15 protein-coding genes and 1 pseudogene are annotated in these 15,082 nt (G+C 62.9%); 4 read left to right on the top strand and 12 right to left on the bottom strand.

Translation table 11 applies throughout. The annotated features are described in order from the left end of the window. The first annotated feature begins 31 nt into the window (after positions 1-31). Entirely contained in the window at positions 32-646 is a 615-nt protein-coding gene (locus tag ACQ4OD_RS04735; protein ID WP_256582571.1) for a vWA domain-containing protein, read from the top strand. A 104-nt stretch (positions 647-750) separates the two neighbouring features. On the opposite strand, the gene ACQ4OD_RS04730 is transcribed toward ACQ4OD_RS04735, so the two are convergent. Continuing rightward, positions 751-1,017 (bottom strand): hypothetical protein, encoded by a 267-nt coding sequence (locus ACQ4OD_RS04730; RefSeq protein WP_028690802.1) that lies wholly within the window; start codon positions 1,015-1,017, stop codon positions 751-753. 333 nt (positions 1,018-1,350) lie between these two features. On the opposite strand from ACQ4OD_RS04730, the gene ACQ4OD_RS04725 reads away from it, so the two are divergent. Continuing rightward, entirely contained in the window at positions 1,351-2,676 is a 1,326-nt protein-coding gene (locus ACQ4OD_RS04725) for a sigma-54 dependent transcriptional regulator (RefSeq protein ID WP_198754223.1), read from the top strand. A gap of 26 nt (positions 2,677-2,702) precedes the next feature. On the opposite strand, the gene ACQ4OD_RS04720 is transcribed toward ACQ4OD_RS04725, so the two are convergent. The 11 genes and pseudogenes from ACQ4OD_RS04720 to ACQ4OD_RS04670 all read right to left on the bottom strand — a co-directional run. Further along, positions 2,703-4,898: an LTA synthase family protein gene (locus tag ACQ4OD_RS04720; RefSeq protein ID WP_430943950.1), complete on the bottom strand. Its 2,196-nt coding sequence runs from the start codon at positions 4,896-4,898 to the stop codon at positions 2,703-2,705. Positions 4,899-5,024: 126 nt separating this feature from the next. Beyond that, positions 5,025-6,305 carry a hypothetical protein gene (locus tag ACQ4OD_RS04715; RefSeq protein WP_110702165.1) on the bottom strand — a complete coding sequence of 427 codons (1,281 nt, stop codon included), beginning with the start codon at positions 6,303-6,305 and terminating at the stop codon, positions 5,025-5,027. 46 nt (positions 6,306-6,351) lie between these two features. After that, positions 6,352-7,089 carry a hypothetical protein gene (locus ACQ4OD_RS04710; RefSeq protein WP_110702163.1) on the bottom strand — a complete coding sequence of 246 codons (738 nt, stop codon included), beginning with the start codon at positions 7,087-7,089 and terminating at the stop codon, positions 6,352-6,354. A 33-nt stretch (positions 7,090-7,122) separates the two neighbouring features. After that, a complete protein-coding gene (locus ACQ4OD_RS04705) occupies positions 7,123-7,803 on the bottom strand; it encodes a C39 family peptidase (RefSeq protein WP_094012022.1) in 681 nt (226 codons plus the stop codon). Between the two features lie 62 nt (positions 7,804-7,865). Then, positions 7,866-9,182 carry a heme utilization protein gene (locus ACQ4OD_RS04700; protein ID WP_110702161.1) on the bottom strand — a complete coding sequence of 439 codons (1,317 nt, stop codon included), beginning with the start codon at positions 9,180-9,182 and terminating at the stop codon, positions 7,866-7,868. 52 nt (positions 9,183-9,234) lie between these two features. Next, positions 9,235-9,807 (bottom strand): adhesin, encoded by a 573-nt coding sequence (locus ACQ4OD_RS04695; protein ID WP_198754221.1) that lies wholly within the window; start codon positions 9,805-9,807, stop codon positions 9,235-9,237. A gap of 1 nt (position 9,808) precedes the next feature. Beyond that, positions 9,809-10,249 (bottom strand): hypothetical protein, encoded by a 441-nt coding sequence (locus ACQ4OD_RS04690; RefSeq protein ID WP_110702157.1) that lies wholly within the window; start codon positions 10,247-10,249, stop codon positions 9,809-9,811. 298 nt (positions 10,250-10,547) lie between these two features. After that, a complete protein-coding gene (locus ACQ4OD_RS04685) occupies positions 10,548-11,099 on the bottom strand; it encodes an AAA family ATPase (RefSeq protein ID WP_110702156.1) in 552 nt (183 codons plus the stop codon). Beyond that, on the bottom strand, positions 11,096-11,662 hold the full coding sequence (gene pnuC, locus ACQ4OD_RS04680; RefSeq protein WP_102682457.1) for a nicotinamide riboside transporter PnuC: 567 nt from the start codon (positions 11,660-11,662) through the stop codon (positions 11,096-11,098). The genes ACQ4OD_RS04685 and pnuC overlap by 4 nt, the downstream gene beginning before the upstream one ends. 98 nt (positions 11,663-11,760) lie before the next feature. Then, positions 11,761-12,495 (bottom strand): methyl-accepting chemotaxis protein, encoded by a 735-nt coding sequence (locus ACQ4OD_RS04675; protein WP_371918114.1) that lies wholly within the window; start codon positions 12,493-12,495, stop codon positions 11,761-11,763. A gap of 138 nt (positions 12,496-12,633) precedes the next feature. Beyond that, positions 12,634-13,305 (bottom strand): annotated as a pseudogene (locus ACQ4OD_RS04670) (cache domain-containing protein); the annotation flags it as partial. Between the two features lie 389 nt (positions 13,306-13,694). On the opposite strand from ACQ4OD_RS04670, the gene ACQ4OD_RS04665 reads away from it, so the two are divergent. Beyond that, the gene (locus ACQ4OD_RS04665; protein WP_139670543.1) at positions 13,695-14,525 is read left to right on the top strand and encodes an undecaprenyl-diphosphate phosphatase; all 831 of its coding nucleotides are present in this window, start codon (positions 13,695-13,697) and stop codon (positions 14,523-14,525) included. After that, positions 14,518-14,943: a DUF1294 domain-containing protein gene (locus tag ACQ4OD_RS04660; protein WP_430943949.1), complete on the top strand. Its 426-nt coding sequence runs from the start codon at positions 14,518-14,520 to the stop codon at positions 14,941-14,943. The genes ACQ4OD_RS04665 and ACQ4OD_RS04660 overlap by 8 nt, the downstream gene beginning before the upstream one ends. Positions 14,944-15,082: the final 139 nt, after the last annotated feature.

Here is a 15,082-nt window from a genome sequence, read left to right as displayed (position 1 = left end):
GGCGGCGGATGCCAGACCCCGTGCCGGCAATTTGACAGGTAGCACCCGGGGCCGCCCGCGTGCGGCCGAGACTGGCCGCATCGCCTGGCTGGCGACCTTGCTCAAGGGGCGGCCGCGCCTGCGCCGTGAGCTGTGCTGGCAACAACGTCAGGCCCAGGCGCCGGAGCTCTGGCTGGTGATCGTGGATGCATCGGCTTCCACCCGCCGCAACCAGGCACTGTCCCAGGCCAAGGGCCTGCTGGCCGGATTGTTCGATGAGGCCTATCGGCAACGGGCCCGCCTGGCCTTGCTCACGGCCAGTGGCGACAAGCCGCAATGGCAACGGCATGGGCTGAAGGCCTCGGCGGCGTTGCAGCCCTGGTTGCAGGCGCTGGGGGCTGGCGGCGGTACGCCGTTGCCGGCGGCGCTGGAGGAGGCGCGCCACTGGCTGCTGGCGCGGAGCAAGCGCCTGCCCCTGGAGACCCAGCGTTGCCTGGTGCTGACCGATGGTCGCCTGCAGCAGGAAGCACAGTTGCAGCCGTTACCGTGCAACACGTTGCTGGTGGATATGGAAATGGCGGCGGTGCGTGTGGGTCGTGCACGACAAATTGCCGAACAACTACATGCCGAATATCGGCATATCGAGCAGTTCAGCGTGGTCAGTTAAGCAGGTAGCTGCGACAGGATGTCGCAATTGAAAAAGTTATCCCCATATTCGGGGAAAGTTACCAAAGTGCGTGGCGGCCACGCACTTTGTAACAGGCAGTCTTGTTACTTTGGCATCGACCAGGGTTGCAGGTCGTAACCTTTGCCGGACAGTTCGGCGCGCACTTCCTCGATCAGACTGGCCCATTGCGCAGGGTCGGAATAGACGCGCGAGGACACTTGCTTGCTGCCGATACGGGTGCTGGTCCGGTCGATCACTGCCAGGCTCAGCTCACCGGTACCGTTGGGTGCATCCCAGGCTACGCACTGGAAGGGTTCGAAGGCGTGGTCGGCGATCAGCAGTGCTTCGTTGACACGGAGCGGGGCATTCATGGTTCGGTCTCTCTCATGGTCCCAAACAGCGAAATATTGTTCCGCGGTGTTATTCCTGAACACTCTACAGCGCGGGGTTATTTGTACTGATGCTCCAGATCAGGGTTCAAGTCACAAGGTTTTGAAATTTTTTATTGACGATTCATTCGTCCGTGCTTGTCGCTCCCGCCTCAGACGCGCAAGGGTTGAGATAATTCCCGAGTGTGCCGTGCACACGGCTGGCGGGCTGACCAACGGTAGTGGGGAGCGTCAAGTTCATTGCTACTGTTAATTCGGGCGTCGCAACTGTCTGTTTATAGGTAAAAAACCAATAACTGGCGCCAAGGAAAGGTCATGCTTGAACCTGCATCCCACCGCCGCCTGCTGATCGTCGACCCCTGCGACGATTGCCACCGCCTGTTGCCGGGCTTGCGCAGTGTCGGCTGGGATGTCCGAAGTTGCACGCTCGAGGCGGCGCTGGAGCAACCCTGCGATGTTGGCCTGGTGCGCTTGCAAGCCTCGCACCTGCTGCACCCCGAAGCGCTCAAGGACCTGATCAAGCGCAGCAATACCGAGTGGATCGCCGTGCTCAGCGCCGAGGAACTGCGCCTGCAGAATGTCGGAGATTTCGTCTGCGAGTGGTTTTTTGACTTCCATACGTTGCCGTTCGATGTCTCCCGGGTGCAGGTCACCCTGGGCCGTGCCTTTGGCATGGCACGCCTGCGCGGCAAGGGCGCGGTGCGGGTCGATGAGCCCGAACACGAACTGTTGGGCGAAAGCCGGCCGATCCGCGAGTTGCGCAAGTTGCTCGGCAAGCTGGCGCCGACCGAGTCGCCAGTGCTGATCCGTGGCGAAAGCGGAACCGGCAAGGAACTGGTGGCGCGCACCCTGCACCGGCAATCACAACGCTGGGACAAACCGTTCATTGCCATCAATTGCGGGGCCATACCGGAACACCTGATCCAGTCCGAGCTGTTTGGCCATGAAAAGGGTGCCTTCACCGGGGCCCACCAGCGCAAGGTGGGGCGCATCGAAGCGGCCAATGGTGGCACCCTGTTTCTCGACGAGATCGGTGACCTGCCTTTGGAGCTACAGGCCAACCTGCTGCGCTTTCTTCAGGAAAAACACATCGAACGGGTGGGCGGCAATCAACCCATCGCCGTCGACGTCAGGGTTCTGGCGGCGACCCATGTGGACCTGGAAAAGGCCATCGCCTTGGCGCGGTTTCGCGAAGACCTGTACTACCGCCTGAATGTGCTGCAAGTGGTGACCGCGCCACTGCGTGACCGGCATGGCGACCTGTCGATGCTGGCCAGCCATTTCTCGCAGTTCTACAGCGCCGAGACGGGCAGGCGGCCACGTTCGTTCAGCGACGGTGCCTTGGCGGCCATGGGCCGGCACGAGTGGCCGGGCAATGTGCGCGAGTTGGCCAACCGGGTTCGGCGTGGCCTGGTGCTGGCCGAAGGCCGGCAGATCGAGGCCCAGGACCTGGGGCTGCAGGACCTGCAGGAACAGGACCAGCCGCTGGGCACGCTCGAGGATTACAAGCACCGCGCCGAGCGGCAGGCGTTGTGCGATGTGCTGAACCGGCACAGCGACAACCTGAGTATCGCGGCCAAGGTGCTGGGTGTGTCGCGGCCGACGTTTTACCGGTTGTTGCACAAGCACCAGATTCGTTGAGCAACCACGCTCCCGATTGCGGGGCCTCAGCTCGACTGGGCAAGATGCCCGTCCGCCAGTTCCTCCATCGTCTCCGGCTCGTCGGGCAGCTCGGTGATCACGCTGAAGTCGCTGACCTCCACCTCGCCGCCCCCATACCCCAACAGGTGGAAGGAAAATGCCTTGCGCACGGTGGGGTTGTCGAAGTCGAACTGCATTTCCAGCGGCTCGTCGGCCGTTACCCGCATTTCCTCGGGCAAGCCAAGCTGTACGTCCTGCTCAAGCTCCTTGGCCTTGAGCCGGATGTAGGCGGCATGGCGTGGGTCCAGCGCCCGCACCTTGAGACGTACCCGGGTGCGGGTGCCTTCGGGCATCTCCAGGTATTGCGCGCCGATCAGGTTGTCGGCCCAGTCATCCTTGATGCGCTCAGCCAGGGCAATGGGTGAGGGACCTCCGAACTGGTAGCGCAGGTTGAGCGGAGTCTGCAGCAACGACTGGTCGAGGCTGGCGGCCAGCAGGCCTATCTGCCGCCCGAGGCTGTCGTCCCCACGGCCGACGAATTTGGCCTGGTCGGCAATGAAACCGGGGCTTGCATAGCGTCGGCAGCGTTGCTGGAAATCGCACTCGCTGAGGGTGCCCTGGCCGTCGTGGTAGCGCAGCATGCCATTGGTGTAGGAAATCATCTCGCGGCCACTGTCGTAGTCGCGGTACAGCGAGCGGCCGGCCAAGGCCGCAGGGATTGGCAGGGCAAAGTAGTCGAGCAGCGAGGTGCTCAGGTCGACGTGGCCGTAGGTGCCCTGCTTGAGCCTGGGCAGTTGGGCCTGCTCCGGTGCGAGCGTGAGGTTGAAGCCCCAGGCCGAGGCCAGGCGCACGCCATCGATGCCGTGGGATTCGTCGGAGGTGACGATCACCAGGGTGTCTTCCAGTACGCCCTGGCGCTCGAGACCGTCGAGGAACCTGCCAAGGGCATCGTCGAGGTAGGCCACCGCAGCCTGCTTGGGCGTATCGAAGCGTTGCAGATAGGCCTCCGGCGCCGAATAGGGCTGGTGGGTGCCGACCGTGAGCAGGGTGAGCATCCAGGGTTTTGGTTGCTTGCGCAGCTCGCCGACGTAGTCGAGCGCACCTTCGAAGAACGCGCGATCATCCTTGCCCCAGGGGAATTCCAGGTAGTTGTTGTTGGCGAACCACTCCAGCCCATGCACCGTGTCGAAGCCGATGTGGGGCATGATCCGGTCCTTGGCCATGAAACGCAGCCCGGCGCCTTGCAGGTAATGGGTGGCGAAGCCGGCCTCGCGCAGCTGGGCCGGCAGACAGGCCTGGTTGCGTTGCTGCTGGGTCAGCAGCTCGACCCCCTTGGGCGTGCCGTTGGCCAGCTTGTCGTAGTCACCGCAGAGCATCGCGTACAGGCCGCGAATGGTCTGGTGTGTGTGCAATACATAGTCGGGGGTGTTCATGCCGCGCTCGGCCCACTGGTTGAGACGGGGCATCAGGTCCTGCTGGTAGTGGCTGCCCAGTGCCTCGCGGTTGGGGCGCAGGTAAGCGCCGGGGATGCCCTCGACGGTGATGATCAGCAGGTTGCGTGCCTTGCCCGCTGCGTCGAGCAGCTTGACGCCATTGAGGTCGGACTGGGTAAGGCCGGCGCTGGGCAGCGCCGTGACTGCCGGCACCCGGCCCATACGGCTCAAGGCCTGATGCTGCACCTTGCCCACTGCCGTCGACAGCGCCTGGTGGGTGAGGCCGTACTGGCGCCATTGGTCGGCGTCGGAGGGGGACAGTTGCTGGCCGCCCCAGTGCAGGCCGAACAGCGCCAGGGGCACGGCCCAGAGTCGTCGTGGCAATGACGCGCTGGCGGGCGATCGCCATACGCTCGCCAGCCAGGCGCCAAGGCCGGCGACCAGCAGGGCGGGGAGCCAGGCATGGGCCAGTCCGCCGCCGGTGGAGTTCTCCATGAACTGCGGGTCGATCAGGTAGCTCAGGTCGTCGACCGTGGGCAGTCTGCCGACGGCGCTGACCAGCTCGGCGGATGCCACCCACAGGCCGCCCCAGGCCAACAGCAGCGGCAGGGCCAGCCACCAGGGACGTCGCAGCAGGAGCAGGACCAACAGGCTGCCGATGGCGAGGTCGGACAGATAGCCAAAGGGGTTGGACCAGCCCAGCAGGGCGCGCGCGGTCAGGGGTATCACCAGCACCAGGATTGCCAGGGCGGCAAGGCGGGCGCGAGGGTGACCGAGCAGGTTGTTCACGAAACTTTCCTTAATGCCATTAAACCGTCACAAAATTGTGCCGGATGATAACAGGCTGGTGCCGGGAAAGTCGGATGCTACAAAACCGGTAACCAAATGCCGGGCCCGTGCGCGGGCCCGGTGCGGTCAGAAGTAGTAGGGGAATTTCAGGCTGAACGAGAAGTCCGGCGAGTCTTCGGTCAAACCGATGGAGAGGTTGGGGACGATGGTCAGGTTGTCGGTGGCGGCGAACGTCAGGCCGACGTTGAAGTTTGCCGCGTTGTAGTCGCTGTTGGTGATCGACTGCCAGTCGCCGCCATCGCGTTTGATCTTGCTTTTGCTGGCGAACTGGTCGGTGACCGAGAACGACATGCTCATCCGCTCGTTCAGGGCGAAGGCGATACCCCCGCCGATCTGCCAGGAATCTCCGAGTTTCACGTCGCCTGGTACCTTGCTGTTGACTTCCGGGCTGATGTCGCTGAACGAGTCCTGCATGTTGTAGGTGTAGGACAGGCTCGCGAAGAGAACGGCCGGGTCGAACGTCTTGACCAGCGAAATCCCCGGCGTGATCGACCAGACACCATTGCCGGTGGGCAGGCTTTCAGGCACCGCCAGGTTGTCGTTGGCCGTATCCCTGATGAGCTTGATACCGTAAGGGTCCTTGCCGGTGGGGGCCTTGACCCGCAGAGTCGCGACCGCGTCGGGCCAGTTTTCCGACTCGTCGAGGAACTTGTAGGCTACCCCCACGTTGATGTCGCCGATGGCGGGGTCTCGGGTTACCGTGGCATCGGAGGCGGTGGAGCCCACACCGCTTACGCCGCCTGAAGAATAGGTCGACTCCCGGTAGACGATCGGCACGTTGATGTCGAACTGCCAGCGCTGGTCCAGGTTGTAGCGGGCTGTCAGGTCCAGTGTCCAGTTATCGGCCTTGATGCGGTCGAGGTTGATGTTGCCAAGGAAGATCGAGTCCAGGGCGAGGAAACCGTTGAGGGTCAGGGCGCGAGTGTCGTAGTGGGTATAGGTCACGCCGGTCTCGACGCTGAACTTGCCGCCGCCGAAGAAGCCGCTGGCTTCGTCATACAGGTTGGAAACACTTTGCGCAGGCTCGGAGTCGTCCTTTAGCGATTGACCATAGGAGCTGCCTGCATTGCCAGGGGTGCCTGACGCAACCGTCTGGGCGCCTTTGGCCGGTTCCGAGGGGGACCTTGTCAGGCGCCTGGGCGGCGGCGCCGCCGGGGTCTCTTCTACTTGCCGCACGCGCTGTTCGAGCACCATCAGCGCGTTCTGTTGGGCTTCGTAGCGTTGCTTGAGCTCTCGCAGCTCCTGCTTCAGTGCCTCGACCTGAGGGTCCGGAGCTGCGTAGAGCAATGTCGCGGGTGCCAAGGTACTCAGACAGACTACAGCTCTGAACGTCAACGATCGGTGCATGGGTTAGCCGTCCCTTCAGACTACATACGATGAGAGTCAGCGTAGATCAGTATCCGAGAGCGCGAAGGCCTTTGAGCTGGTCAAGATTGCCGTTCAGCGCGGCGTCAGGCACGTTGTCGCGCAGCACGACGTTGAGGGCCGTCAGGTTGCTGACCTGGTTGCCGTTGCCAAGCAATGTCGCGTTCTGCATCAACCCGCCCTGGGCGATGCGTTGCAGGGCACTGCCCTGGTTGTTGTTGGCCACCACGTCGAGCTGCACGCCGGTGCCGCTGGCCGATACGCTCAGCGAGCCGGCGCCGTTGCTGCCAACCAGTGTGGAGCCTGCTGCCAATACCTGGCCCTGCTGTGGCGTATCGGGTGCCTGGTTGGCCTTGGTGACGTTGATATCGACGTTGTTGTAAGCGGTATTGTTGTCGCCGGCGGCGCGCACTACCTGGGTAACACCGTCGGTCGTGTTCAGGCCCGCGCCGCCCGTGACGCTGCCGGCGCCTTGCGCGTTGGCAGCGCCGGAGCCTTTCTTGTCGATCATCGACACGTAGAATTGCGGCTTGATGGTCGATTGCTGGACCTGCATCGAGGTCTTGGCGCCGATGACATCGCCACTGGCGTTTTGCCAGGTGCTGGTCATGACCACGCCGAAACTGATGATCCGCCCCGGCATTACATAGCGCCCGCGCAGGTTCGCCAGCTCCTGGTCTTTCAGTTCAATGGGCTTGAACGTTTCTGCCTGGAGGGGCAGGGCGGCTGCCAGACAGATCAGGGTGAGCCATGCTGGAGTCTTCATGAGATGCTCCCGGAGCGTCGTGCTTGATTGTCATTAGAAGAAGTCGCTGCGGATGAAGCCGAAGTCCATCAGGTCAGCGTCCTTGACCGGGGTAAAGTTGTTGATCCGGCCCTTGGCGCTCAGCGGCAGAGGAGGGTCGAGCAAGGCATTGGTCTTGTCGTAACCCTGGCCGATCACGGCGAAGATGATGCCGTTCCAGCCCTTGAGGAAGTCCTCGACCTTGTAGCGCTTGTGGCCCAGGACCGGATCGCCGATATAGACCCAGCCCTTGTCGACCCGTTGCATGACCACGAAGTGCTTGTAGCCACGGATGTCCATCAGCACCACCACGGGTATACGCACGCTGTTCAGGGTTTCGGCAGCGACCCGGTAGCCGCGGGCACGCATGCCCAGGCTTTCCACGTAGCGTTTCATGTCGAGCATGGAGAAGCCCTGCACCCGTACCAGGTCCTGGTCGGCGTGAGCCAGCATGCCTTCGATGATGTGTTGTTCGTCCACGTCCAGCCAGTAGGCCTGGCGCAGGATGGTTGCCAGCGCCGCGGCGCCGCAACTGAAATCGGTCTTCTGTTGCACCAGGTCGGCGAACTTGCGCTCACGGATGCTCTGGATGGGCTTGTAGATCACCGCGCCCCCCGGCAAAACCGAAAGCGGCATCTGCGCCGCTTCGCTGTAGCTTGCCATGCACAGCAAAAACGCCAAGGCGATCATCCGCATGGTCTTGCCCCCTGGTCCTGTTGAAGAAAGGCCCCCCGAAGGGGGCCTTACGGTTACAGCGCTCAGAACGAGGTGTTGGAGATGGCCAGCGAGTTGCTCTGCTGGTTGCCCACACCGGCTGCGACGTTGACGCCGAGGTTGCCGCTGCCACCGTTCACCGAACCACTGAGGGTTGCGGTGTTGGTCACAGGGTTAGCCCAACCGGTAGGGGTCAGCACCTGGAACGACACGGTGTTGCTCAGGTCGTACGAGCTGGACTCGCTGAAGCTCTTCGAGCCGGACTTGGCAAATTCGGAAGCTTTGCTGCCCGATTTTTCGTACGAAGAGTCGTAGGCCTTTTCGAACGAAGAGTCGTAAGCCTTCTCGAACGAGGAGCTGGAGGACTTCTCGTGCGATTTGTCATACGAAGCGTCGATCGAAGCGTTCAGCGATGCATCGAACGAGTCGGTGCGGCTGCGCTCGTGGCGCCCGAAGTCCTGTGTCTGGGTCACACTGCCGCTTGCCGAGGCATCCAGCGAAGCGTTCAGAGAACCGCTAGCCGAAGCACTCGATTCGTGGCTGCGCGAACCGCTGGCGTCGGAGCTCTTCGAGCCACTGGCGTTCCAGCTGTTGGCTCCGGCCGCCTCCCAGCTCGAAGACGAGCTGCCTTCCTTGCTGTAGCTGGAGTCCTTGTCGTACGAGGCACTACCACTTTTCGTGGTGGTGAAGGTCAGCGTATCGACCCGGTAGGTGCGGTCGGCGCTGTTGTTCACTACCAGGCCTGGGCCATTCTGGTCGGCAGAGGCGGTGGCGGTGGCATTACCCAGTGGCGCATTGGAGTTGGCAATGGCCATGGTGTTTTTCTGCTGGTTCAGGTCGCCACCGGCAATGTTGATGCCCATGTTGCCGCTGCCGTTGTTGCCCGAGCCGCTCATGATGCCGGAGTTGGTGGTGCCGTAATTGTTGACCTTGTTGTTGTTGCTGTACTGGCGTACGTCGGCGGTGGCCGAGGCGGAGCCGAACACGAAGCTGTTGTCCAGGCTCGAGTCGGCGCCGGCGTTGGCGATGGCGGCGGCGTTGTCCTGCTGGTTGCCGGCGCCGGCCGCGACGTTGACACCCACGTTGCCGCTGGTGCCGGAGGCCGAGCTGCTCATTTCGGCTTCGTTCACGGTGCCTTCATTGTTGATGCGGTTGTTGGTGCTGCTTTGCTTGTCCCAGGCATTGGCGGTTGCATATACCGGGATCTTGGTAGGAGGAGGGGTGTGATGACCGTTGTTGTGGCCATTGTTATGGCCATTGTTGTGGCCGCCACGTGGATCGTTCTGCCCAGCTTGTACAGCCACAGCCATGATCGCAGCAATTGCGAAAACCAGAGGCTTGAGTGCCATCGAGGGTTTCATGGTGGTTCTCCGTACTTTGTTTTAGGTTAAGTGTTGTTGTTACCTGTTTGGGTCAATCTGCGACCCGGATGCTCAGGGTGTTGGCCGTTCGGTTTCCCACCCCTGCACTCTGATTCAACTGCACCACGCCACGGCTACCGGTGAATGCCTGGTCGCTGGTGCTGACCTGGCGATGGCCGGGTGTCTGGGCAGTTGTATCCGAGCTGTTGATCAGCGCCACGTTCTGTTGCAGAAGGACGCTGTCGTCGATGCTTTGCGGTTGGGCACTGACGCTGATGCGCAGTGCGTTGGCTTGCTGGTTGCTGGCGCCGGCGCTCTGGTTCACGCCCAGTACGCCGTTGCCGTGGCTGAAGGCGTCGCCCTGGATGCTGGACCGAGCATCTATCGAGGGGTCGACAGGCGTGCGCAAGCGTTGGCGGATCTGGGTGCTGGCGTTGGCGTCATGGCCGATGGCGATAGCCCGGGCGTTGACCTGCTGTTGTTGGTCCCCGGCCGCCTGGTTGACGCCCAGGTTGCCTTGGTACTGTGCGCCTGAACTGTCGATGGTGGCGTTGTTGATCACGGGGGATTGGGCAAAGGCCGGTGCACTGCATAACGTGGCCAGGATCAGCAGCGTATGCTTCATGTCACTGACCCCCGCTGAGGATCTTCAGGGCGCCCAGACCTTGCTGGACGTTCGAATTGACCATGTTGGCAATGCCATTGCCAGAGCCTGAGGCTCGCCCACCGGCAATGTTCGGCAGTTGCGTCTGGGTGCCGATGTTGGCCCCGATGTTGTTGGTCTGTTGGGTGATCAGCGTATTGATGCCTGCGCCGCTGCTGATACTGGCGAAGTCGCCGTCGCTCAGTTCGTTGGTCTGCTTGAGTATGTGCGCGGACGGGTTGGTGTTGACGGTGACAGGGTTGGGGTCGGGCACAAGCGGGGCACGGGTGGCGATGCGCGGTTGCACATCACGGGTAATGATGACGAGCCCGTTATCGGCCTGGGCTGGCAGACTGAAGCTGGAACCCAGTGCGCATCCGATCAGCAGGAGACGACAGACGTTGCCTTTATCAAGTTTCCCCACGATGGCAATTCCTTCTTCGGCGTGTTGGGCCTGGGCCGCGTTGCCAGAAGGAGAGCAGAAGCTGTGCCGGTTTTTGTTATTGCTTTCGAATCAGTCAGTTGTGGGGCTGGAGCTGGTGCGTCAATGGATTGGTGTATCAGTGCTGAGACAGAGAGTCGCCCCATGAGCCGTCGGGCCCATTGAAGTCGGGCGCTGAGGGGTTTTCGTCGAGGGTGTTTCACGGGCGTGACACTACCCCCGGATCTGGCGCAATGCGCGCAAATCCGGGGGGCATGGCCCCACAGGGTGTATCAGCGGCTTAACATTCGGTGGGGCAGGTGGGGGACTTGCCGTCCAGCAGGCGCTGTACAACGCTCAACACCGTGGCGCTGCGTTGCGACCAGTCGCCGTCAATCACCTGCACGTTCTGCCGGTGGCGTTGCAACCAGGCCAGGCTGTCGTCGAAGAACACCTGGCGCTCTTCCAGCCGTGGCTGACAGCGCAGCCCGTCCCCGACCCATTCGACGCCCTCGGGGCGCAGCAGCAGGTGCAGGTCGTAATGGCGCGCCTGAATGGCCTGTTCCAGCCACTCGGGGCAATCACCGAACAGTGCCCGGCTCCACAGGATATTGCTCAGCAGGTGGGTGTCGAGGATCAGCAATTCCGGTGCCTGCGCCCGGCCCTGGTCTTCCCAGGCGAGTTGGCCACGGGCGATGGTGGGGATATCGGCGTAGCACGTATCGCGCTGCTCGCGCTCCATGAAATGGCGGACATACTCTCCGACCAGCACGCCACCGAAATGCGCCTGGATCTCGCCGCTCAGCCAGCTCTTGCCACTGGACTCCGGGCCGCACAGCACCAGGACCTTCATGCGCTGGCCAGCGCCGGGTCGCGGCGCCACTCCAGCCAGCCGCGCACGGCGATCAGGGTGAACAGGGCATACAGCGCGGCGGTGAGGTAGAGGCCCTTGTAGAGGAACAGGCCGACGAAGACCACATCCACCACCACCCATAGCGCCCAGCACTGCAGGCGCTTCTGTGCCATCCACAGCTGGGCCACCAGGCTGAAACCGGTGAGTGCCGCGTCCAGCCAGGGCTGGGCAGCGTCCGTCCAATGGGCCATGGCGGCGCCCAGCAGCAGGCTGGCCAGCAGGCCGATCGCCAGGCCCTTGAACATCGTCATCGGTGCCAGGCTGGTTACCTGGCGGGCGTCCTCGACCCGGTCCGGCCGGGTCCATTGCCACCAGCCGTACAGTTGCAGCACGGCGTAGACCAGTTGCAGGAGCATGTCCGAGTACAGCTTGACCTCGTAGAAGATCCAGCTGTACAGCACCACCATCACCAGCCCGATCGGCCAGCACCAGGGGTTCTGCTTGACGGTGAGCCAGACGGCGATGACGCCGAGCGCGGCGGCGAAGAGTTCGAGGCCGGACATCGGCGATCCTTGGGCGGAGAGAGGCCGCGATGCTAACCGCTTCGTGCGCCACGCTTCAAGCGGTGGGCAGCATCCGGGCTGCCCGTTGCCAGGCCCTGCTAGACCTTGAACTGACGCAGCAACTGCTCCAGCTCCTCGCTCAAGCGGCCAAGCGCCGCGCCAGCGTCGCTGGACTGGCGGGCGGCCTCGGCGGTCTGTTGCGACAAGTCGGCGGTTTCGGTGACGTTGCGGTTGATTTCCTCGACCACATGCGACTGCTGCAGGGTGGCGCTGGCGATCGAGGCATTCAGCGCCCCCAGGTTGCCCAGCGCATGGTTGATGGCGTCCAGGCTGCTGCCAGCCTCGCGGGCCTGCTCGACGGTCTGGCGCGAGGCTTCGCTGCTGGTATCGATGGCCCGCACCGCGGCTTCGGACTGCCCCTGCAGGTGCTCGATCATGGTCTGGATCTCGGCGGTCGACTGGGCGGAGCGCTGGGCCAGCAGGCGCACCTCGTCGGCGACCACGGCGAAGCCGCGCCCCTGCTCACCGGCGCGGGCGGCCTCGATGGCGGCGTTGAGGGCAAGCAGGTTGGTCTGCTCGGCGATCGAGCGGATGACCTCGAGCACGCCGCCGATCTTCGTGCTGTGGCTGGCCAGTTCGCGGATCACCTGTACCGCCTGGTCGATGGTCGCCGAAAGCCGGTCGATCTGCTGCAGGCTACCGTGGATCGCCTGCTGGCCGTGGCCGACCTGGGCCTGGGCATTGCGCATTTCGCTGGAGGCCTGCTCGGCGTGCTTGGCCACGTCGTGCACCGCGTAGGTGACTTCGTTGACGGCGGTGGCGACCTGGTCCATCTGCAATGATTGCTGGGCGCTACGGGCCTGGGCGGAGCCTGCGTTGTCACCCACATGGCCGGCCGACTCGGCCAGGGCATGGGCCGCCCCCTGCAATTGACCGATCACGCCCTGCAACTTGCCATTGAAGCGGTTGAAGTGCTCACCCAGCTGGGTGATCTCGTCGTGGCCATGGGTGTCCAGGCGCCGGGTCAGGTCGCTTTCGCCGCTGGCGATGTTGCCCATGGCCTGCACGGCCTCCTGCAGTGGCCGGGCGATGCTGCGGGCGATCAGCATCACCAGCAGGGCCATCAGCAGGGCGATGCCCAGGCCCAGCAGCGAGGCGTCGCGCAACTGCCTGGCGAACTCGGCCTGCACGTCGTCGATGTAGACCCCCGAACCGATGATCCAGCCCCAGGGCTTGAACAGCTGTATATACGAGGTTTTCGCCACCGGCTCACTGGCGCCGGGCTTGGGCCAGCGATAGTCGACTGGCCCCGCGCCCTGGCTGCGGGCCAGGGCGACCATCTCGTTGAAGACGGCGAAACCGTCGGGGTCACGGATGGCGGAGAGGTCCTGGCCATCGAGCTTTGGGTTGGCCGGGTGCATGACCATCTTCGGTTGCAGGTCGTTGATCCAGAAATAGTCGTTCTGGTCATAGCGCAGCCCGCGCACCACTTGCAGGGCCTGCTGCTGTGCGGCCTCGCGGGTCAGTGTGCCGGCAGCCTCCAGGCCTTGGTAATGGGCCAGCACGCCGGCGGCGGTCTGTACCACGTGGCGGGTCTTCTCGGCCTTGGCCTGGTACAGGTCGCCATGGAGCTGGCGCAGCATCAGCAGGCCCAGCACCAGCAGCATGGCCACGGCCACCAGCAGGATCAGCCACAGGCGGCGGCTGATCGACATCGACCTCAGGGTCTTCATGATGCGTTACTCCAGTCTTTTTCTTTTTATCCAGGGCATCCAAGCATGCTTTGTCGCGGGCCCCCACTCGACCAACGGCTAATGCGTCGTTCTTGACATCCTCAGTTGCAGGTAACGCAAGCCTTGAAACATAGGCTCTGCTAGGATTTCGGCCGCGCCAGATGAAACCTTTAGGCGGCTGGGCATTTCAGCTGGCTTTGGTAGCGCTTGCGCTGTAAAAAGCACGCGCCGCGTGCGGTCTCAATTGTGTCAATCAAAACAAGCGGCCTGCCACGTGCAGCGTCGCATTTGGGGGAAAGATGGATTTGTGGAGTGCCTTGCAGGCGATCATCCTGGGCGTGGTCGAGGGGCTGACGGAGTTCCTGCCCATTTCGAGCACCGGGCACCAGATCATCGTCGCCGACCTGATCAACTTCGGTGGCGAACGCGCCATGGCGTTCAACATCATCATCCAGCTGGGTGCCATCCTGGCGGTGGTGTGGGAGTTCCGGCGCAAGATCTTCGACGTGGTACTGGGCTTGCCCACGCAGGTGCCGGCGCGACGCTTCACCGCCAACCTGCTGATCGCCTTCATTCCCGCGGTGATCCTGGGCGTTTTGTTCGCCGACCTGATCCATGAGTACCTGTTCAACCCTATTACCGTTGCCGCCGCGCTGGTGGTAGGTGGGGTGATCATGCTGTGGGCCGAGCGTCGCCAGCACCGGGTGGAGGTCGACCATGTCGACGACATGCGCTGGACTCACGCGCTGAAGATCGGCCTGGTGCAGTGCCTGGCGATGATTCCGGGCACCTCGCGCTCGGGATCGACCATTATCGGTGGCTTGCTGTTCGGCCTCTCGCGCAAGGCGGCGACCGAGTTTTCGTTCTTCCTGGCCATGCCCACCATGGTCGGCGCGGCGGTGTATTCGGGGTACAAGTACCGTGATCTGTTCCAGCCGGGCGATTTGCCGGTGTTCGCCATCGGTTTCGTGGTGTCGTTCATCTTTGCCATGATTGCCGTACGCGGGCTGCTCAAATTTATCGCCAATCACAGCTATGCGGTGTTTGCCTGGTATCGCATCGCCTTTGGCCTGCTGATCCTGGCGACCTGGGAGTTTGGCTGGGTCGATTGGTCGACGGCGCATGGTTGAGAGGGCTCGTACGCAGCGTGCGCCCCGAAGCGAGGAAGGCGTGCGCAATGCGCGCCTGAAGGGGCTGGTACTTGCGGTGCTGTGCCTGTTGCCGGTGCTCGGCGGCCTGCGGATGGGGCTGAGTGGCGGGAGTTGGTTGCCGTTGGCGATGTATCCGGTGGTGAGTCTGGTCAGCCTGTTGTTGTACTGGCAGGACAAGCAGCAGGCGCGGACTCAGGCCTGGCGTACGCCGGAAAAGGTGCTGCATGCCAGCGAGCTGCTGGGGGGCTGGCCGGGGGCTTTGCTGGCGCAACAGGTGTTTCGGCACAAGACTCGGAAGGTTTCCTATCAGGTTGTGTGCTGGGGGATTGTTCTGGTGCATCAGGTGTTCTGGGTTGATTATTTGTTTTTGGCGGGGCGGTGGGGTGCTTTGATCTGAGGGTTGTAGTTGTAGTTGTAGTTGTGGTTATGGTTTTGAAAGTTGTATGCGCATTCATTTGCGATGTCGACGCTTACTCACCTTTCCGCCCTTACGGCGGGTCCCTTTTTGAAGGATCAAAAAGGAACCAAAAAATCCT

The sequence above is a fragment of the Pseudomonas sp. WC1 genome, assembly GCF_050586565.1.
Lineage (GTDB): Bacteria > Pseudomonadota > Gammaproteobacteria > Pseudomonadales > Pseudomonadaceae > Aquipseudomonas.
Note: the sequence above shows the minus strand (reverse complement) of the source record. Positions and strands in the feature narration are given on the sequence as shown.